Source organism: Mycobacterium sp. 141, assembly GCF_000382405.1.
Classification (GTDB): Bacteria; Actinomycetota; Actinomycetes; order Mycobacteriales; family Mycobacteriaceae; genus Mycobacterium.
Window position 1 is genome coordinate 311,097 of record NZ_KB908258.1, and the last position, 22,316, is coordinate 333,412.

Here is a 22,316-nt window from a genome sequence, read left to right on the forward strand (position 1 = left end):
AACTCTACGAGCCAAAACCTGTTTCTCCGCCGAGCAGGTTCAGGTGAGGCGTGCGACGGCCGCGTCGATGCGTTCGTCGGTGGCCGTCAACGCGACCCGAACATGCTGCGCGCCGGCCGGGCCGTAGAACTCGCCCGGCGCCACGAGGATGCCGCGTTCGGCCAGCCACGCGACGGTGTCACGGCAGGGTTCACCGCGACTGGCCCACAGGTACAGTCCGGCCTCGGAATACTCGATCGTGAACCCGGCCGACCGGAAGGCAGGCAGGAGCACCGCACGGCGACGTGCATAGCGGTCCCGTTGCGCGGCTTCGTGTTCGTCGTCGTCAAGAGCGGCAACCATGGCGGCCTGCACCGGTGTCGGGACGATCATGCCGGCGTGCTTGCGGACCGCCAGCAACTCCGCGACCACCGCCGGATCTCCGGCGACGAACCCCGCGCGGTAACCGGCCAGCGACGACGTCTTCGACAGGGAGTGGATGGCCAACAGCCCGGTGTGGTCACCGTCGCTCACGGCCGGATGCAGCACGCTGACCGGGTCGGCGTCCCAGCTGAGCCCGAGGTAGCACTCGTCGGACGCCACGAGGACGCCACGCTCACGCGCCCACGTCACCACCTTGCGCAGGTGTTCCACGCCGAGCACCCGGCCGGTCGGGTTGCTCGGCGAGTTGAGGTAGATCAGCGCGGGCACCTGGGGACCGAGCTGCGTCAGCGCATCGGCCCGGATGACCTGCGCTCCCGCCAGTCGCGCCCCGACCTCATAGGTGGGGTACGCAAGCTCGGGCACCACCACCGAATCGTGCGCGTCGAGGCCGAGAAGCGTCGGCAGCCAGGCGATCAGTTCTTTGGTGCCGATCACCGGTAGCACGGCATCGGGTGCCAGCTCGGTGATGCCGTATCGACGTCGCAACGCGGCTGTTGCCGATGCCCGCAGCGCGGGCGTACCCGCGGTGGTCGGATACCCGGGCGCGGCGCTGGCAGACGCGAGTGCGTCGCGGATCAGCGGGGCCACCGGGTCCACCGGTGTGCCCACCGAGAGGTCGACGATGCCGTCGGGGTGTGAACGGGCGCGCGCGGTCACCTCGGCCAGGGTGTCCCAGGGGAACACCGGCAGAGCGGCCGAGCGCGATGCACGTACCACGTCAGAGCGGGATCGAATCGGCAGGATCAGTCCTCCCCCTGCGGCGGCAAATCCTTGATGGCCTGCGGGTCGTTGTCGGTCTGGCCGACCTTGGAAGCACCGCCCGGAGAGCCCAACTCGGTGAAGAAGTCCGCGTTGCTCTGCGTGTAGCTGGCCCACTGGTCCGGCACATCGTCTTCGTAGTAAATGGCCTCGACCGGGCACACCGGTTCGCACGCACCACAGTCCACGCACTCGTCGGGGTGGATGTACAGCATGCGTAAACCCTCGTAGATGCAGTCGACAGGGCATTCCTCGATGCACGCCTTGTCTTTGACGTCGACGCAGGGTTCGGCAATGACGTACGTCACTGATGTGTCTCCTGTCCAGTGGGCTGCTGGTCGGGTTCGGTGTGGTCAGAGCTCATGAGCCCGGGGGGCCAGTATGCGTTACACATTCCTGGACGCTCGTCTCAGTGTGTCCTAACTTTGCGCGTCACAGTTAACGGCGGCTCGCGGTTACTGATACTAATCGTCGCAGATACAACTCGACCAGTCGGCACACCCATGCACTTCCCACAATGCAATCAGCTGCATAGGACCACCGGTCCCACATAAAATGTGGGCATGGCTCTGGTGCTGCGCGGCGGAATGCGCGCGGAGGAGAGCTCATTGGCCTGGCTTTCCGAAGTTCTGGAAACCCTGTAGCCCCGGAAGGACCCGATGAGCTATCCGAACCTGTTGTCACCGCTGGACCTCGGCTTCACCACGCTGCGCAACCGGGTGGTGATGGGCTCCATGCACACCGGCCTGGAGGACCGAGCCCGCGACACCGACAAGCTCGCGCAGTATTTCGCCGAACGGGCCCGCGGCGGCGTCGGCCTGATCATCACCGGAGGCTATGCCCCCAACAAGACAGGCTGGCTGCTCCCGCTGGCCTCTGCACTGACGTCCTCGGCGGATGCGCACCGGCATCGCCGCATCACCGGCGCCGTACACCGGGCCGGCGGCAAGATCGCGCTGCAGATCCTGCATGCGGGACGCTACGCGTATCACCCGCTTTCAGTCAGCGCATCGTCGATCAAGGCTCCGATCAACCCCTTCCGCCCCCGGGCCCTGTCCGAGCGCGGGATCCGGGGCACGATCGACGATTTCGTCCGCTGCGCCCTGCTCGCCCGCGAGGCCGGCTACGACGGCGTCGAGATCATGGGCAGCGAGGGCTATCTGCTCAACCAGTTCCTGGCGCCGGGCACCAACAAGCGCACCGACGCCTGGGGCGGAAGCCCGGAGAAGCGCCGCCGATTCCCGGTCGAGATCGTGCGACGGGTGCGGGAAGCCGTCGGCCCCGACTTCATCGTCTGCTACCGCATGTCCATGGCCGACTACGTCGAGGACGGTCAGAGCTGGGACGAAACGGTCGCGCTGGCAACCGAAGTCGAGGCCGCCGGAGCGACGATGATCAACTCGGGCTTCGGCTGGCACGAGGCCAGAGTGCCGACGATCGTCACCTCCGTCCCCAACGCGGCATTCGTCGACATCAGCAGCGCGGTCGCCGAACACGTCGCGATCCCCGTGGTCGCGTCCAACCGGATCAACATGCCGCAGGCCGCCGAACAGATCCTGGCCGATACCCGGGTCCAGCTGATCTCGATGGCCCGACCGCTGCTGAGTGATCCGGACTGGGTGCTCAAGGCCGCCGCCGACACCGCCGACGAGATCAACACCTGCATCGCCTGCAACCAGGCCTGCCTCGACCACGCCTTCGCGCACAAGAACGTGTCATGTCTGCTCAACCCGCGGGCAGGACGGGAAACCTCGCTGATGTTCACCCCCACCCGGCGCGCCCGTTCGGTGGCCGTCGTCGGTGCCGGTCCGGCGGGCCTGGCGACAGCGGTCAGCGCGGCCCAGCGTGGTCACCGGGTCACCCTCTTCGAGGCCGGCACCGCGATCGGCGGCCAATTCGATTTGGCCAGAAGGATTCCCGGCAAGGAAGAGTTCAACGAGACGATTCGCTACTACACGCGGATGCTGGACAAACACGGTGTCGATGTGCGGCTGGGCACCCGCGCGGGTGTCGAGGAGCTGACGGGTTTCGACGACGTGATACTCGCGACCGGTGTGACGCCACGACTACCCGACATCCCCGGCATCGACCACCCCAAGGTGCTCACCTATGCCCAAGCCATCACAGGAGCCCCGGTGGGCAAGTCGGTGGCCGTCATCGGCGCCGGCGGCATCGGGTTCGATGTCAGCGAGTTCCTGACGACCCATCAGTCGCCGACGCTCAACCTCAAGGAATGGAAAGCAGAGTGGGGCGCAGCCGACCCTCAGGAGGCCCGTGGAGCGCTCACCACCGCGATACCCGCACCGGCCGCGCGCGAGGTCTATCTGCTGCAGCGCACCAAGGGACCACAGGGTCGCAAGCTCGGCAAGACCAGCGGGTGGGTGCACCGCGCTTCGTTGAAGGCCAAAGGTGTGCAGCAACTTTCCCGGGTGAACTACGAGCGGATCGACGACGACGGTCTGCACATCAGCTTCGGACCAAGGCACTCCGACGCCCGGGTACTGGCGGTGGACACCGTGGTGATCTGCGCCGGCCAGGAATCTGTGCGGGAGCTCGAAGAGGGGTTGCGGCGCAACGGCGTCGAGCCGCACATCATCGGTGGCGCGGCAGTGGCCGCCGAACTCGACGCCAAACGGGCCATCCGTCAGGGCACCGAACTGGCGGCCCGACTGTAGTCGATCGAGCGACACACGGAAAAGAAGGAACAATTTCCTCTAAACCGGTGAAATAGACCCCGCCTACTGGATACTTTGGCGTTGTCGTCAATTCCACGTGGGGGTCTGCGGCCCGGACTCGCACCGTTCGGCTGGGGGACCGTCGATGGCAACCTATTCCGCATCTTCCGGATCTTCCGGATCCACCGCTGCCGACCAGTCGGCACAACGATTGATCGGCAAAGGCTGGATCCAAGGCGTGGCCCTGGTCATGATCTTCGGATTCTTCGTGATGGGCATCCTGGCCTACCGCACCTACGCAGCGTCGATGCCGCTGCCCGACAAGGTCGTCACACAGTCGGGCCGGGTGGTGTTCACCGGTGCGGACATCGTCCGCGGGCAGGAGCTCTTTCAGGCCCGCGGGCTGCAGGAGTACGGCTCGGTGGTCGGTCACGGCGCTTACCTGGGACCCGACTACACCGCCGACTATCTGCGCAGGGCGGCCGAAGATGTCGCCGATCAACTGCGCAGGCAGGGCATAGGCGAGCCCCACGACGCAGTGGTCGCAGAGTTTCGGACCAACCGCTACGACCCCGTAACCCGCACCCTGGTATTCACCGACCACCAGGCCGCGGCATTCGACCGCGTCGCCCACTACTACGCCGGCTACTTCGGCGAAGACTCCACCAAGTACGGCCTGCGCCCGGACTTCATCACCGATCCCGCGCAAATCCACGACCTCACCGCGTTTTTCGCGTGGACGGCATGGGCGTCGGCCGCCGACCGGCCCGGCCACAACTACAGCTACACCAACAACTGGCCGTCCGAGCCGCGCGTCGACAACGGACCTACCGCTCAACTGCTCATCTGGTCGGTGCTTTCGCTGATCGTGCTGCTGGGTGGCACCGGCGTCATGTTCGCCGTCTACGGACGCTGGAGTCAGAAGATCGGCTGGCACAGTGCCGAAGCACCCACGGTGTCGTTCCTGCAGCCGGGCGAAGTTCCGCTGACCCGCTCTCAGCGGGCGACGATCTGGTTCTTCGCGATCATCTCCGTGCTCTTCCTGGGCCAAGCGCTGCTCGGCGCCGCGGTCCAGCACTACCGAGCGGACCTGGCCACGTTCTTCGGCATCAACCTGGCCACGATCCTGCCCTACAACCTGGCCCGAACCTGGCACCTGCAGCTGTCGCTGTTCTGGACGGCCGCGGCATTCCTGGCAGGGGGGATCTTCCTGACACCGTTCATCGCCCGCCGCGAGCCGCGCCGGCAGCACTGGCTCACCTACGGTCTGCTGGCCGCCGTCGTCGTGGTGGTCGTCGGTTCGTTGCTCTCCGAGGCGCTGTCGATCTACGGGATCGTCCCGGCCGGGTCGCTGTTCTCCCAGCAGTGGGAATACCTCGACCTGCCCCGGCTGTGGCAGATCCTTCTTGTTGTCGGCCTGTTCCTCTGGATCGTGATCATCTGGCGCGGGATGCGGTCGCGCCTGGCGGGTGAATCGAAGTCGAACATGCCGTGGGTGTTCTTCTTCTCCGGCCTGGCGATCCCGGCGTTCTACGCCGTCGGCCTGCTGGCCGGCAGCGACACCCATCTGTCGGTCGCGGACTTCTGGCGGTTCTGGGTGGTGCACCTCTGGGTGGAGGACTTCCTCGAGCTGTTCACCACGGTGATGGTTGCCTACATCTTCGTGATGCTCGGTGTGGTCACCCAGCGCATCGCACTGGGCGTGATCTTCCTCGACGTCATCCTGTACTCCGCGGGCGGCGTGATCGGCACGATGCACCACCTCTACTTCTCCGGCACCCCGGTGGAGCACATGGCGCTCGGCGCGTTTTTCTCGGCGGCGGAGGTGATTCCGCTGACCTTCCTGACCATCGAGGCATGGGCATTCCTACAGCTGGGTTCGCGACGATCCGCCGGCGACACCAAACCGTTCCCGCATCGGTGGGCGGTCATGTTCCTGGTGGCGGTCGGGTTCTGGAACTTTGTCGGGGCCGGGATCTTCGGCTTCCTGGTCAACCTGCCGATCGTTTCCTACTACCAGATCGGTACCGCCTTGACCGCCAACCACGCTCACGGCGCCATGATGGGCGTATACGGCATGCTGGCCGTCGGACTGGCAATGTTCGCGTTCCGGTACGTGATTCCGGCCGACAAGTGGCCCGAGAAATGGGCCCGGGTTTCGTTCTGGTGCCTGAACATCGGCCTGGCCTGGATGGTCTTCGCCAGCCTGCTGCCGCTCGGCATCCTGCAGCTCTACCACTCGGTCAACGAGGGCTACTTCGAGGCGCGGTCATTGGGCTACATCACCCGCCCCGGCAATGCCGTGCTGGAGTGGCTGCGGCTACCCGGCGATGTCATCTTCATCGTCGGCGGCATCCTGCCGTTCGTCTGGATCGCCTGGCAGGCGTTGCGGCACTTCAGGTCTGGTGAGACCACCGATGAGCTGCCGGAGCATCCGCTCTACACCGAGATCACCCCGCAAACCGCCGCCGAGTCACAATGAGTCCGCCATCGATCTCGGTGTGGCTGATGGCCGGGTACGCCCTCGGCCTGGTGGCGGTCGCCTGGGGTTTCGACTCGATGGCGCGCCGGACGTCGATTCGCGCGGCCCGTTGGCGCACCGGCAATTTCCGCTATCACGCCGACCACGACGCATGGTTGTGTCCGCAGGATCAGTGGTTGTGGCCCACCTCGTTCGACCCCGGCGGCCGGGTCATGCGTTATCGCGCCAAACCGTCTGTGTGCAACAGCTGCCCGGTCAAGACCACCTGCACCACCTCCGATCACGGTCGTGAGATCACTCGCGAGATCGATCCGTGGCCGTACTCGGAAGCCGGCCAGTTCCACCGTGGAATCGCCTGTGCGGTAGCGGGATTAGCCCTGATCATGCTGATCGCCATGGGGTTCAGCAAGCACAGCGGCAGCGATCTGGTGGTGCTTGCGGTGACCGCGGTGGTCGTCGTCGCCGCCAGCGTCCCTCTGGCCCGCCATCTGTGGTCCAGCCCGGCGGCCGCGCCGAATCACCTTCCGCACCGCTCCGATGCTCAGGAGGCGATCGCCACGACCGCCGATCGCTTCGCCACCCGGTGGGGCGGCGGTTGGACCGAACGAAAGGAGATGCAGTGACGGCCCTTTGGCTGTTCCTCGGCGGAATGGGTGTGGTGCTGCTGGCCGGGCTGGCGACGCTGTCGCTCAAGGTTCTTCGCGAGTACGAGCGTGGTGTGGTGTTTCGGCTGGGACGGATACGGCCGATCCACGGACCGGGTCTGGCGTGTCTCATCCCGTTGGCGGATCGGATAATCCGGGTCGATCAGCGGGTGGTCACGCTCACCATTCCACCGCAGGAGGTGATCACCCGGGACAATGTGCCGGCCCGGGTCAACGCCGTGGTGATGTTTCAGGTCACCGATCCACTCAAAGCGATTCTGGGAGTGGAGAATTACGCCGTCGCGACGTCGCAGATCGCCCAGACAACGCTGCGGTCGCTGCTGGGGCGCGTGGATCTCGACACGTTGCTGGCCCATCGCGACGATCTCAACGTCGATCTGCGCAGCGTCATCGACACCCAGACTGCACCATGGGGTGTGGAGGTCCGCGTCGTCGAGATCAAGGACGTGGAAATACCGGAGTCCATGCAACGGGCGATGGCACGCGAGGCCGAGGCCGAACGCGAACGCCGTGCCAAGGTGATCAACGCCCGCGGTGAACTGCAGGCCTCCGACGAGTTGCGACAGGCCGCCGAGACCCTCTCGCGCAACCCGGCCTCACTGCAACTGCGCTACCTCCAGACACTGTTGGAGCTGGGTGCCGACCAGAATTCGACTGTCGTCTTCCCGCTCCCCGTCGACATCATCACGCCGTTCCTGAAGAACCCTGCCATCACCGACAAGATCGGTGAACTGATCAATGGCGTCACCCGGACCGATTGAACGCCGGATCGGCCTCCCGCACGAACGCGTCAAGTTCAGGTGCGTCGGTTCCGGTGAGCCGCCGGTGCATCGCCCACGCGATCCGCCGGGCCTGGGTCTTGGCCTGCTCGGCAACGGGCCCGCGATACATCTCGTCCACGGTGGCCAGCCACAGCGTCAGCCACCGGATGAAGTGCCGGTACGCCAGCGGATGATCATGGTGGACATGCCGGTGCACCACCAGCGCGCTGCCGCGGTAGAGACCGGCCCGGAACAGCACCGTCTCCCAGAAATCGCACATCACCGGGAGGTGCGATGCCAGGCCCTTTTCCCGGATCTCGGTGAACGGGGCGGCGAGCAGATCGTCGGTCAGCACCCGTCCATAGAACCGCGACAGCAGCGCATGCACATCGTCCCGGTTGGCGAGATCACCGACCGGAACGACGACAACGGGTGCGCTCATGGTTCCTGCTGCGGCGGAAGGCTCGCGACCAGCGGCGCGTCGGCATCGATCGGCCCCAGCTTGGCCGCACCACCGGGCGAGCCGAGGGGTACGTCGCGACCGGGCAGTGTCTCGGCGAAGAAGGCTGCGTTGTCGGCCTGGTAAGGCTCGAGGTCGGTGGGCAGATCGTCCTCGTAGTAGATGGCCTCGACCGGGCAGACCGGTTCGCAGGCACCGCAATCGACGCATTCGTCGGGATGGATGTAGAGCGACCGGCTGCCTTCGTAGATGCAGTCGACAGGACATTCCTCGACGCAAGCCCGATCCATCACATCTACACAGGGCTTGCCGATCACGTACGTCACGAGGATAGTTTATACAAATAGTTGTTATAAAAACTAGCGGAGGTGAGCGATGACCCTGGCTGAGAAAACCCCGTTTTCCCAAGTCATCGCGCCGCGTCGGCCCTTCCCCGCCCGCGTCGGCCCAACTGGCAACCTGATCTATCGACTGATCACGACGACCGACCACAAGCTCATCGGGATCATGTACATGGTCGCGTGCTTTTCGTTCTTCTTCACCGGCGGTCTGATGGCCCTGCTCATGCGCACCGAGCTCGCGCAACCCGGCCTGCAGTTCCTGTCCAATGAGCAGTACAACCAGTTGTTCACCATGCACGGCACGGTGATGCTGTTGTTCTATGCCACGCCGATCGTGTTCGGGTTCGCCAACCTGGTGCTGCCGCTGCAGATCGGTGCGCCCGATGTGGCGTTCCCACGCCTGAACGCATTGTCGTTCTGGCTGTTCGTCTTTGGCGGACTCATCACGATCTCGGGGTTCATCACGCCCAGTGGCGCGCCCGACTTCGGCTGGACCGCCTACACCCCGCTCAGCGATGCCGTGCACTCACCTGGCGCAGGCGCAGACCTGTGGATCCTGGGTCTGGCGGTCGGCGGCCTCGGCACCATCCTCGGGGCGGTCAACATGATCACCACCGTGGTCTGCATGCGCGCCCCCGGCATGACGATGTTCCGGATGCCGATCTTCACGTGGAACATCCTGATCACCAGCGTCCTGGCGCTGCTGGTGTTCCCGCTGCTGACCTCCGCGTTGTTCGGCTTGGCCGCCGACCGTCACCTCGGCGCGCACATCTACGACCCGGCCAACGGCGGAGTCATCTTGTGGCAGCACCTGTTCTGGTTCTTCGGCCACCCCGAGGTCTACATCGTCGCGCTGCCGTTCTTCGGCATCGTCACCGAGATCATCCCTGTGTTCGCACGAAAGCCGTTGTTCGGCTACACCACGCTGATCTACGCCACCGTGAGCATCGCGGCCCTGTCGATGGCGGTGTGGGCGCACCACATGTTCGCCACGGGAGCCGTTCTGCTGCCGTTCTTCTCGCTGATGTCCTACATGATCGCAGTGCCCACCGGGATCAAGTTCTTCAACTGGATCGGCACCATGTGGAAGGGTCAGTTGACCTTCGAGACGCCCATGCTGTTCTCGGTGGGCTTCATGGTCACCTTCCTGCTGGGCGGCCTCTCCGGGGTGATGCTGGCCAGCCCGCCGATCGACTTCCACGTCACCGACACGTATTTCCTGGTGGCCCACTTCCACTACGTGCTCTTCGGCACCATCGTGTTCGCCTCCTTCGGCGGCGTGTACTTCTGGTTCCCGAAGATGACCGGACGCCTGCTCGACGAGCGGCTGGGCAAGGTGCACTTCTGGCTGACCTTCATCGGGTTCCACACCACGTTTCTGGTGCAGCACTGGCTGGGTGACGAGGGCATGCCCCGGCGCTACGCCGACTACCTGTCCAGCGACGGGTTCACCACGCTCAACGTCGTCTCGACGATCGGCTCGTTCATCCTGGGCATCTCGATGTTGCCGTTCGTCTGGAACGTGTTCAAGAGCTGGCGCTACGGCGAACCCGTCACCGTCGACGATCCCTGGGGCCATGGCAATTCACTGGAATGGGCCACCAGTTGCCCACCGCCGCGGCACAACTTCACCGAGCTGCCGCGCATCCGCTCAGAGCGCCCGGCGTTCGAGCTGCACTACCCGCACATGGTCGAACGCATGCGCGCGGAGTCGCATGTCGGCCGGCATCCGCGCACCGACGACTAGCACGCCGGCCGACGTCACGCTGGCGTGACGCTCGGGCTCGAGCGTCACGCCAGCGTGACTCGGGGGAGGTTGCGGCGGTCATGACGTCTCCCTTGGTATGGCGGGCCGGCCGTTCCGGCACCTTCGTCAGAGATAACCGGACTACGGTCCGATTGCATTCCCGCGTTCGAGAAAAATCTTCACTCACCCCGCGAGCGTGCACACTCGCGGGCCGCACGAGCGTGCGCCCGATGCTGACTGTTGGCGGCGTGTCCAGCGGCAGACCCGCACGCTCGCGGTGCAAAGAAGAAGAAGGGGTCAGGCCGCGAGAGGTGAGTAATCCGTGGTGCGCTGGCGCGCGGGACGACCGATGCCCTCGGCGATGGCGACGAGTTCCTCGACGGTCTTGGCCGAGCCGTTCTCCGAGCCGGCCATGCGCGAGATGGTCTCCTCCATCAACGTGCCACCCAGGTCGTTGGCACCGCCGCGCAACATCACCTGCGTGCGCTCGACACCCAGCTTGACCCAGCTGGTTTGGATATGGGAGATCCTGCCGTGCAACATGATCCGCGCCAATGCATGTACCGCCCGGTTGTCGCGGTGCGTCGGCCCCGGCCGGGCCCCACCTGCGAGATACAGCGGTGAGGACTGGTGCACGAACGGCAGCGGCACGAACTCGGTGAAGCCGCCGGTACGGTCCTGGATACCGCGCAGCACGTTGAGATGCCCCACCCAGTGCTTGGGAGTGTCGACGTGGCCGTACATCATGGTCGACGACGAACGCAGGCCCACCTCATGAGCGGTGGTCACCACGTCAATCCATTCCGAGGTGGGCAGCTTGCCTTTGGTGAGCACCCAGCGCACCTCGTCGTCGAGGATTTCGGCAGCCGTGCCCGGGATGGTGTCCAAACCCGCCTCGCGCAGGCTGATCAGCCACTCCCGGACCGACAACCCGCTACGGGTCACGCCGTTGGCGATCTCCATGGGACTGAACGCGTGCACATGCATCGACGGCACCCGCGCCTTGACCGCCCGCACGAGATCGGCGTAGCCGGTGACGGGAAGTTCCGGATCGATGCCGCCCTGCATGCAGACCTCGGTGGCGCCGGCGACGTGTGCTTCCCACGCCCGGTCGGCCACCTCGCCGGTCGACAACGAGTACGCGTCCGCGTCGCCCTTGCGTTGCGCGAAGGCGCAGAAGCGGCAGCCGGTGTAGCAGATGTTGGTGAAGTTGATGTTGCGGTTGACGACGAACGTCACGTCGTCGCCGACGGTATCCCTACGAAGCGAATCAGCCAGCGCGGCAACGGCTTCCAATGCCGGACCGTCGGCCGTGGCCAGCGCGAGGTACTCGTCGTCGCTGCAGCCGCCGGGGTCGCGTTCTGCGGAGCGCAGTGCGGCGAGCACATCGGTGTCGATGCGCTCGGGCGCCCGCGCCGCCAGCTCGGAGACCTTCTCCCGGATCGACTCCCAGTCACCGAACGCGCTGTTCAAGTCGCTGCGGGTCTCGGTGCGCCGCCCCTCCGCATCGATAGCGGTGTGTAAATCGGTGCGGCCCAACGACTCCGACGCCTCATCCGGCTCCTGCCAGGGCCGGCCCACCGGGTTGACGTCGCGGGCCAGTCCGGTGTCGGGGTCGGCCAGCGCGTCGACGTGCCCACGCACCCGAGGGTCGATCCATGCCGCGCCTGCCTGCACATAGGTCGGCTGCGCGGTCAGCCGCTGCACCAGGTCATAGCCCGCCTCGGCGGTCACATCAGCGAGATCGTCGAGCGCCGGCCAGGGGCGCTCGGGGTTGACGTGATCGGGGGTCAGCGGTGAGACGCCACCCCAGTCGTCGACGCCGGCTCCGATCAGGGCCAGGCATTCGTCGCGGGACACTAGGTTCGGCGGCGCCTGGATGCGCATCTTGGGGCCGAGCACCAGGCGCGTCACCGCGATGGTCGCCAGGAAATCGTCCATGCCGGCATCGGGCGTCGCCGCCATCGCAGTGTGGTCCTTGGCCCGGAAGTTCTGCACGATCACTTCCTGCACATGACCGAATTCCTTGTGCGACTTACGGATCGCGTGCATCGTCTCGGCGCGTTCGGTGAGCGTCTCGCCGATGCCGACCAGCAGACCGGTGGTGAACGGGATGGAAAGCCGGCCGGCGTCGTCGAGTGTGCGCAACCGGACCGCCGGATCCTTGTCCGGGCTGCCGTAATGCGCGGCACCGCGCGTCTCGAATAGCCGCCGCGAGGTGGTCTCCAGCATCATGCCCATCGACGGGGCGACCGGCTTGAGCCGGGAGAGCTCCGACCAACTCATCACCCCGGGATTGAGGTGCGGCAGCAGGCCCGTCTCCTCCAGAACCCGGATGGCCATGGCCCGTAGGTAATCCAGCGTGGAATCGTAGCCCCGCTCGTCGAGCCACCGGCGGGCCTCGTCCCACCGCGCCTCGGGACGATCGCCGAGCGTGAAAAGCGCTTCCTTGCAGCCCAGTTCGGCACCACGCCGAGCGACATCGAGGATCTCGTCGGGTTCCATGTACATGCCGAGGCCCTGGCTGCGCAGCCGGCCCGGCACCGTGACAAAGGTGCAGTAATGACAGGTGTCGCGGCACAGGTGGGTGACGGGGATGAAGACCTTGCGTGAGTAGCTGACCGGCAATCTGCCGGTGCCGCCGCGACGGCCCGCTGAGGTCAGGCCCGCGTCGCGCACCCGCGCGGCGCTCGCGCACAAATCGGCCAGATCATCACCGCGCGCGGTCATCGCAACGGCGGCTTCATCGACGTTGAGTGCGACGCCGTCGCGGGCTCGGCGCAAGACGCGCCGCAACGCGGCGGCGTTGGCTTTCGATGGGACCACCGGGCTGGGCAGGTCGGCGCCGTGCTGGGGGTTCAGAGCCACGCCCGTATAACCCCGGCGTAGTTGTCAATCATCCACGCGTCTCACATTCTGAAACCTTGGCGCCTGCCATAGAGGTCACAGTAGTACTGGGCTCTGCTGCAGTGCGGTCCTGCTGCGCCCGATCACGGGCCGGAATCCCCACGACGCGCCTGGCAGTGACGACACGCCGATGTTCGCTGTCGTTATCGACTCCGTGCGCGATAGGTTAAGGCCTGAGTTGGGGCTGTGAACTTCCAGGGAGCTGTTGATGACTGTATCCGCATCTGTGCGCACGTGTCTCGTCGCTGGAGCAGCCGCGGCCACCGCCACAACAATCGCACTCGCCCCGGTCCAGGTGACGCCCGCAGATATCGCAGTCCCGGCTCATCCGACGACCACACAGCCCGCCCTGTCGCAGGCCATGGTCGAGTTGCTGGCCGCAGCCAGTCAGATGACCGCTGCAGTACCCACACCGGTGATGCCGGCGCCGGGCCCGGGCGGCGCGCCGGCCATCGGGGCCTCGATCCTGCCGACACCCAACGCGGTGGTGATCGCCCCGCAGAGCACCGCAAGCGATTCCATCGTCAACGTCTGGAACAGCGCCGTGCAGTGGATCAACTACGGCGTCGATCTCCTGAACTGGGCGACGAACCTGGTGCCGCTGCTCGGGATCATCGGCGACCAGGTCAGCATCATCTACTACAACCTGGTGTTACCGGTGGCCGACAGTTTCGTTGTCGGCTTGGTGGCTCCCGTGGTCGACGCTCCGCTGGACCTCAGCGTCTGGGCCAATGGCATCGGGGCCGTCGGCTCCGCAATAGGGACCGGTCTCGTCAACACCGCGACTGCGGAGTTCAATTACTTCTTCGGCTGGCTGATCCCACCGGCGCCACCACTGTCGTCCACCGAGACGGCACAGACCATGACACTGTCATCGATTGCCCAGACACGCCCGCTGTCGACGGCATTCGCCGACGTGGCCGAGACCTTGAGCAGCGGGTTCAAGGGCTTGACGGTGCGCCCCGCCGCGGCCACCGAAGAAACCTCCGCTGCCGAGAAGAATTCCGTGCAGACGGCGAGCGCCGACGGCGACGCCGCCACGTCCGACGGTGCAGATCAACCGCAGGACATTGCCGGGGACGCCGTCAAACAGCTCGCCGCTACGACCACGGCGGCAACGGCGACTGCGACCGATGAGGTCACCAGCGTCCCGAAGTCGGTGCGGCGGTCGCTGCAGTTGCAGAAGCCCACGACCGACAGCATCACGAGCACGTCGCCGCGATCGCGGATCAAGGATGTGAGCGACGGCGTCCGCAACGGCCCGGCCGATCTCAAGTCCAACGTGAAGAAGGCGACCGACGGGCTGCGCAACGCCGTGAAGGATGCCGCCAAGAGCACCCACCCGAAGACCGCGAAAACCGACACCTCCACGACCAACACCAAGATCAAGACACCAGCCAAGAGCACGTCCGGAGACGACTAGGTCAGCGGGACAGCGACCTGCGTAGCAACAGCGCCGGCGGCAGCGCCCCGAGCACCATGAAGAGCAGGGCACTGTAGGCCATCACGCCGTCGCCGCCGAAGACCACGTCACCGCCCGGGCCGCCGAGCGTCATGATTGCGACGGTCGCCAACCAGGTCAACATCGGCAACGCCGCGAGCCGTAACGATTCCGTGCATTGCATCGCGGCCCAGACCAGGGCGGCGTTCAGCGCGCCGCTGAGCAAAGCGCTGATCGGAAACGGGATGGAGCCGACGTAAGACGGCAGCAGCAGCGCGCCGACGACAGCGGAGATGACACCGTCGACGGCGAGCAGTGCCAGGACAATGCGGTCGAAGACCGGACGGGATAGCGGCGCGTCGTCGACGCGCGACCTGGTTGCGTTCAGTTCGGGATGCTGTCGAGCAGTGAACCGACGACCCACCGGAAGTTAGCCGCCCGGTCCTGCCAGTGCTGCAGGTTCGGATCGAGGTCGGGGTCCATGGGTTTCCCTTCGCCGCGCCGCTGACTCTTGCCGGATTTTTGGAGCTTACCCCGCGGCGGGAGAACCTATTCCAGGACCAGCCCGGCGAGTAGGTCGGTTTCCCAGCCGCGGGCATCCCGGGGGCCGGCCTCGCCTGCGATAAGCAGGTAGTGCTCTTCCCCCAGGATGGGCAGCGCGATGTTGTTCGACAGCGCGCAGGCCCGGCCGTCGGGAGCGACGGTGACCTGGGTGGCATGGGCCTGCATCGCGGCGATCTTGGCCGGCAACTGGGCGGTGCCGTCGATGACGGCGTCGATCCGGTCATCGGGGTAGCCGAACGGCACGTCCTTGATGTCGACGGTGATCCACCCGTCGGGCAATCCTGACAGCGTGCGCAACCCGGCGCCCATGGCGCTCGTAGCCGTGACCGTCCAATAGAACTTCGGTACGACCCAGCCATTCTCGGCTGCGGCCACAACCGCGGCGGTCGTGACCCGGTGGGTCTGGATGTGATCGGGGTGGCCGTAGCCGCCCTCGGGGTCGTAGGTGACGATGACGTGCGGCCGCATGCCGGTGATGATTGCCGCGAGTGCGCCGACAGCTTCGCCCATGTCGGCGTCGACCCATCGCTGCCGTCCCCGCGCATGGTCGGTTCCCATGCCTGAATCGCGCCAGCGTCCCGGCCCGCCGAGGTAGTGCGGCGCTCCGACACCCAGCGCACCCAACGCGCGAGTGAGCTCACTGATGCGGTAACCGCCGAGCTGATCGGCGTGGTCGACGGACAGTAAGGAGTACTGTTCGCCGATCACCTCGCCTTCTTCGCCCAATGTGCACGTGACGACTCGGACATCGGCCCCGTGCGCGGCGTAGTGGGCGATGGTGGCGCCCGTGGTCAGAGTCTCGTCGTCCGGGTGGGCGTGGACGAACAACAGGCGGGGCTTTTCGTGGGACATCGACCGCGACAGTAGTCGGGTCACGACCGGCACGGCCATACCTCCGGTTCTCATACCGACGCAGGTTGCCCTACATTCACGAAGGTGAACCGGCGCCACCTCGAATTCGGCTGCGGCATCGTTGTGGTTGGTCTGGGGGCCGGGCTCGCGGGCATGGCGACGACGCTGCTGTTGCACGCGGTCGAGCATCTGACCTATCACTACGCATTCGGCACGCTGCTCGAAGGGGTAACCGGCGCCGGCCCGCTACGCCGCGCGGTGGGGCCGATGACCGGCGGTGCGGTAGCCGGCTTCGGCTGGTGGGTGCTGCGCCGCTGGGCCGAGGTGCCCGCCCTGCCGGCGACGATCGCCTCCCGTCGGCGACTCCCGGCGCTGCCGCTGTCCCTCGACGCCGGCCTGCAAGTGCTGCTCGTGGGTTCCGGCGCCTCGCTCGGACGCGAAGGCGCTCCCCGCCAATTCGCCGCCGTGCTGGGTGATATCGGGACATCGCGATTGGCGCTGACGCCTCGCGACCGGGAAATCCTGCTGGCCTGTGCGGCCGGCGCGGGGCTGGCGGCGGTCTACAGCGTGCCGCTGGGTGGTGCGTTGTTCGCCCTTCGCATCGTGCTCAAGACGTGGCATCCGCGGGCCGTCGGTACGGCGTTGATCACTTCGAGCCTTGCCGTCGCGGTCGCCAGCCCGGTGACCCACTCCGCGCCCGCACTCGACTGGCCCGCCCCCCAACTGTCTTATCTGCTCACGGGTTTCGCGTTACTCCTGGCACCGCTCACGTTCGGAGTGGGGCTGGCTTTCAACCGCATCATGGACCTGGCCCGTCCTGCCTCGGCACCGACATCGTGGTTGTTGATCCCGGCGATCGCCGCGGCCGGCCTGCTGATCGGAGTCTGCTCGATCCGCTGGCCCGAGCTACCCGGCAACGGTAAGAGCATCCTCACGGTCGGTCTCGGCACCGGCATCACCTTGGCGGCTGCGGTCATGATCTTCCTGCTCAAACCTCTTCTCACCGCGGTCTTTCTGCGAGCCGGAGCGGTGGGTGGGATGCTCACGCCCGCGTTGGCCACCGGCTCAGCTCTGGGATCGATTGTGGCGCTGTCGATCAACACCTGGACCGGGCACTCTGTCAGTGTCGCCGGAGTGTCGTTGACGTGCGCCGCCGGCGTGCTCGCCGTCACGCAGCGCGCGCCCGTCTGGGCGGCCCTGTTTGTCTGGGAACTGGCCCGGCCGCCGTGGTGGGTGCTGTTGCCGTTCCTCGTCGCGGCCGCTGCTGCGCACGGGTTGCGTGTGCTGAGCGAGCGACGCCACCGCAGAGGCGGCTCGGCTATTTCGATTTGACCCAGTCGCCGGCGTCGCCCACGATGCCGACCGGTACTGCGCCGGACAGGCTGACGTTCTGCACGCTCGGGCCGGCGGCGACGATTGTGGTGTCCTGCAGGATCGGCAACACCGTCGACATGTTCCACAATCGGGGCTCGACAGCCTGGATCACATCGGCGATGTTCTGGCTACCATCCAGTGCCGCATCGATTTTCGGCTGGATACTGCGATCACAGATGCCGGTGATGTTGCTGGGGGCCTGCACCAGATCACCGAAGTCCAGTGCCGGGGTCTGTGGTGGAGGCGTTGCCGTGGTGGCGGTCACCGGTGGCGCAGTGGTGGTGGTCTTCGACGGCGGCGCCGACGAAGGTGGCGGCGGTCCCGGCACCGTCGTCGAAACCGCGGTCGCCTCCAGGGCACGACATCCGTACCGCGAGGCAAGCGCGGTCGCGAGGTCTCCCCCGGCCTGATGCCAACCGACGATGGCGTCGACGCGATTGTTGGTCGATGCGTCGCCGTAGAGCGCCACGGGATCCAATGCCAGCACCGAGGCATCGATACCGACGTTGCGCAACTGGTCGGCCGCGGTGTTCGCCACCGCTACCGATGTCGGATCGTTCGACGCGACGCCCAGCACCAGGGACAGCGGCACCCCGTCCTTGGTGATGCGCTGCCGACCGTTGTCCGGCAACGAGGTTCCCGGTGCGATCGCAGCGGGCTCGATCTGATAGCCCGCACCCTGCAGCAGCCCCAGCGCGGCATCGCGACTCATGGCCGGTGGTGCGGTCGGCACATAGCCGGGGTCCGACGGCGAGCGCACCTGAGCCTGTGCGAGCGTGACGGTGTTGTCGTCACCCGCGCCGACAGAGGCCAGCAGATCGACGTCGATCAGGTTCAGGATCGCCTTGCGCACCTGCGCGTCGGCCAGCTTCGGCTCCTGGGCACGCAGCGTGAGTTGCAGCACCCGGGGCGTGACGATCCGTGCGGTACGCACGTCCGGGATGGCGCTGAGTTGCGCGAAAGTCGCTGCCCCGCCATGGATCTGGGCCACCTGCGTATCGCCGTTACGAATCGAGTCGGCCAGTGCCGCAGGCGCTCCACCGCGCCGGAACAGCACCAGGTCGGGTTTGGCCGGCACGCTCCAGAACCGGTCGTTGCGCGCCAAGAGAATCTCGTCGCGCTGCGGGTCGATGCTCTCCACCCGGAACTGTCCGCCGGTTACCGGCATGGCCCGGGCCAGGCCGGCACCGAACCCGCCCGGCACGTCTTTGACGATGTGGGCGGGCAGGATGTCATTGAACAGTTCCTGCCAGGCCGGATACGGCTGCGAGAAGGTCACCACCACCTGCTTGCCGCCGTCGACCGACTGCACCCCGGTGATCAGGTCATACCCGGCCGGGTCGACGACACCGGGCTGACCGACCATCTGCCGCCACAGATACCAGTAGTCGTCCGCGGCGATCGGCGCGTTGTCGGTCCACTGCGCCTCGGGCCTGATCTTGTAGGTGACGGTGAACGGGTTCTGGCTCGTCACCTCGGCAGACTCCAGCAGCGTCGTGTCGAGTTCCCAACGGGAACCGGTCGGCGACGTCGGGTCGGGCACAGGCCGGAACGAGCTCGGCAGCACCATCGCGGCGATCGCTGCGTTCACCGGCGACTGATCGGAGAGCAGATGCGGGTTGAACCCTGGGCCGATCGAGTCGATGGCCATGATCACCTGCATCGTTTTGGCCGGTGGTGGCGGGGTGACCTGCGTGGTCTCGGTGCTCTGCGGTGCGGGCGGCGGGCTGACCGTGCAGCCGCTGAACAACAGGACCGGAGTCGCGATCAGTGCACCGAGCGTCAGGTGGACACCGCTGCGCAGGCTGAGTCGGGTCGGCACGCTAATCAGGGTAACGACAGTGAGTCGATGCCCCCGGTCACGCCTTGGCGCCCTGCTTGGCCCGCGCCTTGGCCCTGGCCCGCAGGCTGGCGGTGAGCTCGACCTTGCGCACCCGCACGATCTCGGGCGTCACCTCGACACACTCGTCGGCCGCGCAGAACTCCATCGCCTGCTCGAGGTCCAGCACCAGCGGCCGGGCCAGGGTCTCCATCACATCGGCGGTGGACGACCGCATGTTGGTCAGCTTCTTCTCACGGGTGATGTTGATATCGAGATCCTCGGCACGCGGATTGATCCCGACCACCTGGCCCTCGTAGGTGTCCTCACCCGGTTCGACGAAGAACTGTCCACGGTCGGACAGCTGGATCATCGCGAACGGCGTGATCGAGCCGCTGCGGTCGCTGACCAGCGAGCCGGTGTGCCGGGCCCGGATCTCGCCGGCCCACGGCCGGTAGCCGTCGAACACGGCGTTGGCGATGCCGGTGCCGCGGGTCTCGGTGAGGAAGTCGGTCCGGAAGCCGATCAGCCCACGGCTGGGGACGATGAAGTCCATCCGAACCCATCCCGCGGCGTGGTTGGTCATCTCCTCCATGCGGCCCTTGCGGGCGGCCATCAGCTGGGTGATGGCGCCGACGAACTCTTCCGGACAGTCGATGGTCAACGCCTCGTACGGTTCGTGCAGCTTGCCGTCGACGTTCTTGGTCACCACCTGAGGCTTGCCGACGGTCAGCTCGAACCCTTCGCGGCGCATCTGCTCGACGAGGATGGCCAGCGCCAGCTCACCGCGGCCCTGCACCTCCCAGGCGTCGGGCCGGCCGATGTCGACGACCCGGATCGACACGTTGCCGACCAGTTCCTGGTCGAGCCGGCTCTTCACCATGCGGGCGGTCAACTTGTGCCCGGACACCCTGCCGGCCAGCGGCGACGTGTTGGTGCCGATGGTCACCGAGATCGCCGGCTCGTCGACCGTGATCCGGGGCAGCGCGTGCGCGTGGTCGGGGTCGGCGAGGGTGTCGCCGATCATGATCTCGGGGATGCCCGCGACTGCGACGATGTCGCCGGCCACGGCCTCCTCGGTCGGGGTGCGGTCCACACCCTCGGTGGCCAACAGTTCGGTGATCTTGGCGCTGGTGATCACCGGCGATCCGTCGACCTCACGCATCCAGGCCACCTGCTGGCCCTTCTTGAGGCGCCCGTTGTAGATGCGGATCAGCGCGAGCCGGCCCAGGAACGCCGACGCGTCGAGGTTGGTCACCAGCGCCTGCAGCGGCGCCTCCGGATCGCCCGACGGCGCCGGGATGTGCTCCATCAGCACGTCGAACAGCGGGTCGAGGTTCTCGCCGTCGGGGTTCTCACCGTCGGCGGGCTGCGTCGTCGAGGCGATGCCGGCCCGCCCCGACGCGTACAGCGTGGGCAGGTCCAGGGCCTTCTCGGCGGATGCCTGGGCTTCCTCGTCGAGGTCTGAGGCGACGTCGAGCAGCAGGTCGTGGCTCTCCTCGACGACGGCGGAGATCCGGGCGTCGGGACGGTCGGTCTTGTTGACCACCAGGATCACCGGAAGGTGCGCGGCCAGCGCCTTACGCAACACGAAGCGGGTCTGCGGCAACGGCCCCTCCGAGGCGTCGACCAGCAGCACCACGCCGTCGACCATGGACAGGCCACGCTCCACCTCGCCACCGAAGTCGGCGTGCCCCGGGGTATCGATGACGTTGATCACCGTCATGGTGCCGTCGGGGTGGTGCCGGTGCACCGCGGTGTTCTTGGCCAGGATGGTGATGCCTTTTTCTTTTTCCAGGTCACCGGAGTCCATCAGGCGTTCAACGGCGTCGTCGCCGCGGTGCGTCAAGGCACCCGACTGCCGCAGCATCGCGTCGACTAGGGTCGTCTTACCGTGGTCGACGTGGGCGACGATGGCGACGTTTCTGAAACTGGGCCGTGAATCCACGCTGCAGATTCTCGCAGTTCGGCTGGTCGATCACGAAAACGAGAGAGCCCCGTCACGTTCTGCGCACGCGAGGAGCGATCAGTCTGAAGTCCACCAAGATCGCCGCCCTGAAGCCCAAGAAGAAGTGCTGTCGCAGTAAGCCCCGCTGCAAACGCTGCCCTCTGGTACTGCACAAGGTCCGCAAGGCCGAGCACAATGGATTACGCGGTAAAGAACTGGACAAGGTGTTCCGAAGTGCCAGAAAGTCGTAATGATCGCGCGCTACCTTTGAAGTTTGGGTTGGCACTGGCGTGATCGGAGGTAACCCGTCATGACGGTCTACGAAGTGCTCACCATGGCGCTGATCATGGTGTTGGCGGCAGGGACGACAGTCGCGATCTACCTGGGACTGGCGAACTGGGTAGGCACGTGCTACGTCGTCCGCTGCAGTGAATGCCACCATCTGACCTTGGCGTCGGTGAATCAGCCGCAGGCTTCCTGCGCGCACTGCCGGCACCCCATGATCCTGCATCCGCTGTACACCACCCAGCACCCCGGAATGGTGCGGGTGGTCGGCGACCGCCTGCGGTATTAGGCCTGCGCTATTGAGTTTCGAGCCCGGCGGCCGCACCCCGGTAGTGCGGTACTCCGCGACTGCGGAATTGCCGCCCTGTCACCTTCTCGGCGGTGATTCGGACGAAGTGTTCGCGCCGGCCCTCTACCCATGGCTGCACGAACGTGCCGGCAACCTCGACGAGTTCATCCACGTCGGTGATCGGCTTCGCATGCCCGACGACCGTCACGCTCCAGCCGGTGTGTAGATCTGCGTCCAGCTCGTCGACCTCGAATGCGACCACCTGATTGTGCATGGCCGCGGTCAGCTTCGGCCCGCCCGCGACTCGGAACACCACGTCGTCCCGCCACATCCGATAGTTGACCGGTTGCACCGCGGGCACGGCGTCCTCGGTGAACACCAACCGCCCGACGCGTGGCCCCTGCAACAGATCGAGACACTGCCTGCGGGTCAGGACGTCGAGTTCGGATCCCTTGGTCATACTGATCAACCTCCCTGTACGAGTTGGAGAGTCCCAACCGGAGTGGAACGCCAATGCCCGACGC

The 22,316-nt window shown here is 66.2% G+C and carries 19 protein-coding genes; 9 read left to right on the forward strand and 10 right to left on the reverse strand.

Translation table 11 applies throughout. The annotated features are described in order from the left end of the window. Positions 1-39: 39 nt before the first annotated feature. Together dapC and fdxA (H276_RS0108710) are read right to left on the reverse strand one after the other, a co-directional pair. Positions 40-1,140, reverse strand: coding sequence for a succinyldiaminopimelate transaminase (gene dapC, locus H276_RS0108705; protein WP_019970915.1), 1,101 nt, complete (start codon positions 1,138-1,140; stop codon positions 40-42). Positions 1,141-1,166: 26 nt separating this feature from the next. Continuing rightward, entirely contained in the window at positions 1,167-1,490 is a 324-nt protein-coding gene (gene fdxA / locus H276_RS0108710) for a ferredoxin (protein WP_019970916.1), read from the reverse strand. A 255-nt stretch (positions 1,491-1,745) separates the two neighbouring features. On the opposite strand from fdxA (H276_RS0108710), the gene H276_RS23965 reads away from it, so the two are divergent. The 5 genes from H276_RS23965 to H276_RS0108730 all read left to right on the forward strand — a co-directional run bounded on the left by H276_RS23965 (position 1,746) and on the right by H276_RS0108730 (position 7,765). Next, complete coding sequence (locus H276_RS23965) at positions 1,746-1,826, forward strand: hypothetical protein (RefSeq protein WP_081625433.1); 81 nt, start codon at positions 1,746-1,748, stop codon at positions 1,824-1,826. Between the two features lie 15 nt (positions 1,827-1,841). Further along, complete coding sequence (locus H276_RS0108715) at positions 1,842-3,857, forward strand: FAD-dependent oxidoreductase (RefSeq protein ID WP_019970917.1); 2,016 nt, start codon at positions 1,842-1,844, stop codon at positions 3,855-3,857. A gap of 145 nt (positions 3,858-4,002) precedes the next feature. Then, complete coding sequence (locus tag H276_RS0108720) at positions 4,003-6,339, forward strand: nitric-oxide reductase large subunit (protein ID WP_019970918.1); 2,337 nt, start codon at positions 4,003-4,005, stop codon at positions 6,337-6,339. Beyond that, positions 6,336-6,962: a hypothetical protein gene (locus H276_RS0108725; protein ID WP_026356739.1), complete on the forward strand. Its 627-nt coding sequence runs from the start codon at positions 6,336-6,338 to the stop codon at positions 6,960-6,962. The genes H276_RS0108720 and H276_RS0108725 overlap by 4 nt, the downstream gene beginning before the upstream one ends. A 26-nt stretch (positions 6,963-6,988) precedes the next feature. Further along, entirely contained in the window at positions 6,989-7,765 is a 777-nt protein-coding gene (locus H276_RS0108730; protein ID WP_369758445.1) for a slipin family protein, read from the forward strand. On the opposite strand, the gene H276_RS0108735 is transcribed toward H276_RS0108730, so the two are convergent. Together H276_RS0108735 and fdxA (H276_RS0108740) are read right to left on the reverse strand one after the other, a co-directional pair. After that, on the reverse strand, positions 7,749-8,207 hold the full coding sequence (locus H276_RS0108735; protein ID WP_019970921.1) for a group III truncated hemoglobin: 459 nt from the start codon (positions 8,205-8,207) through the stop codon (positions 7,749-7,751). The genes H276_RS0108730 and H276_RS0108735 overlap by 17 nt on opposite strands. Continuing rightward, a complete protein-coding gene (gene fdxA, locus H276_RS0108740) occupies positions 8,204-8,551 on the reverse strand; it encodes a ferredoxin (RefSeq protein WP_026356740.1) in 348 nt (115 codons plus the stop codon). Before fdxA (H276_RS0108740) ends, H276_RS0108735 begins: the two co-directional genes overlap by 4 nt. 49 nt (positions 8,552-8,600) lie before the next feature. Between fdxA (H276_RS0108740) and ctaD the strand changes: the two genes are divergently transcribed. Beyond that, entirely contained in the window at positions 8,601-10,313 is a 1,713-nt protein-coding gene (gene ctaD / locus H276_RS0108745; protein WP_019970923.1) for a cytochrome c oxidase subunit I, read from the forward strand. 297 nt (positions 10,314-10,610) lie between these two features. Here the strand turns inward: ctaD and H276_RS0108750 are convergent, their stop codons facing one another. Beyond that, on the reverse strand, positions 10,611-13,181 hold the full coding sequence (locus H276_RS0108750) for a bifunctional FO biosynthesis protein CofGH (RefSeq protein ID WP_019970924.1): 2,571 nt from the start codon (positions 13,179-13,181) through the stop codon (positions 10,611-10,613). 247 nt (positions 13,182-13,428) lie between these two features. On the opposite strand from H276_RS0108750, the gene H276_RS23620 reads away from it, so the two are divergent. Beyond that, the gene (locus H276_RS23620) at positions 13,429-14,643 is read left to right on the forward strand and encodes a hypothetical protein (protein WP_155943003.1); all 1,215 of its coding nucleotides are present in this window, start codon (positions 13,429-13,431) and stop codon (positions 14,641-14,643) included. A gap of 1 nt (position 14,644) precedes the next feature. Here H276_RS23620 and H276_RS0108760 read toward each other — a convergent pair whose 3' ends face one another. Both H276_RS0108760 and mshB read right to left on the reverse strand, forming a co-directional pair. Further along, positions 14,645-15,085: a DUF6113 family protein gene (locus H276_RS0108760; protein ID WP_019970926.1), complete on the reverse strand. Its 441-nt coding sequence runs from the start codon at positions 15,083-15,085 to the stop codon at positions 14,645-14,647. A 125-nt stretch (positions 15,086-15,210) separates the two neighbouring features. Further along, positions 15,211-16,077 (reverse strand): N-acetyl-1-D-myo-inositol-2-amino-2-deoxy-alpha-D-glucopyranoside deacetylase, encoded by an 867-nt coding sequence (gene mshB / locus H276_RS0108770; RefSeq protein ID WP_036460781.1) that lies wholly within the window; start codon positions 16,075-16,077, stop codon positions 15,211-15,213. Positions 16,078-16,161: 84 nt separating this feature from the next. On the opposite strand from mshB, the gene H276_RS0108775 reads away from it, so the two are divergent. Next, positions 16,162-17,409, forward strand: coding sequence for a chloride channel protein (locus H276_RS0108775; RefSeq protein WP_019970929.1), 1,248 nt, complete (start codon positions 16,162-16,164; stop codon positions 17,407-17,409). Here the strand turns inward: H276_RS0108775 and H276_RS0108780 are convergent. Continuing rightward, positions 17,396-19,255, reverse strand: coding sequence for an ABC transporter family substrate-binding protein (locus H276_RS0108780; RefSeq protein WP_026356742.1), 1,860 nt, complete (start codon positions 19,253-19,255; stop codon positions 17,396-17,398). The two genes, H276_RS0108775 and H276_RS0108780, sit on opposite strands and share 14 nt — an antisense overlap. 55 nt (positions 19,256-19,310) lie before the next feature. Next, positions 19,311-21,218, reverse strand: a complete 1,908-nt coding sequence (gene typA, locus H276_RS0108785; protein WP_019970931.1) for a translational GTPase TypA — start codon at positions 21,216-21,218, stop codon at positions 19,311-19,313. Positions 21,219-21,528: 310 nt separating this feature from the next. Here typA and H276_RS0108790 point away from each other — a divergent pair, with 310 nt between their 5' ends. Then, entirely contained in the window at positions 21,529-21,792 is a 264-nt protein-coding gene (locus H276_RS0108790; RefSeq protein WP_019970932.1) for a hypothetical protein, read from the forward strand. Between the two features lie 7 nt (positions 21,793-21,799). On the opposite strand, the gene H276_RS0108795 is transcribed toward H276_RS0108790, so the two are convergent. After that, positions 21,800-22,252 carry a pyridoxamine 5'-phosphate oxidase family protein gene (locus H276_RS0108795; protein ID WP_019970933.1) on the reverse strand — a complete coding sequence of 151 codons (453 nt, stop codon included), beginning with the start codon at positions 22,250-22,252 and terminating at the stop codon, positions 21,800-21,802. Positions 22,253-22,316: the final 64 nt, after the last annotated feature.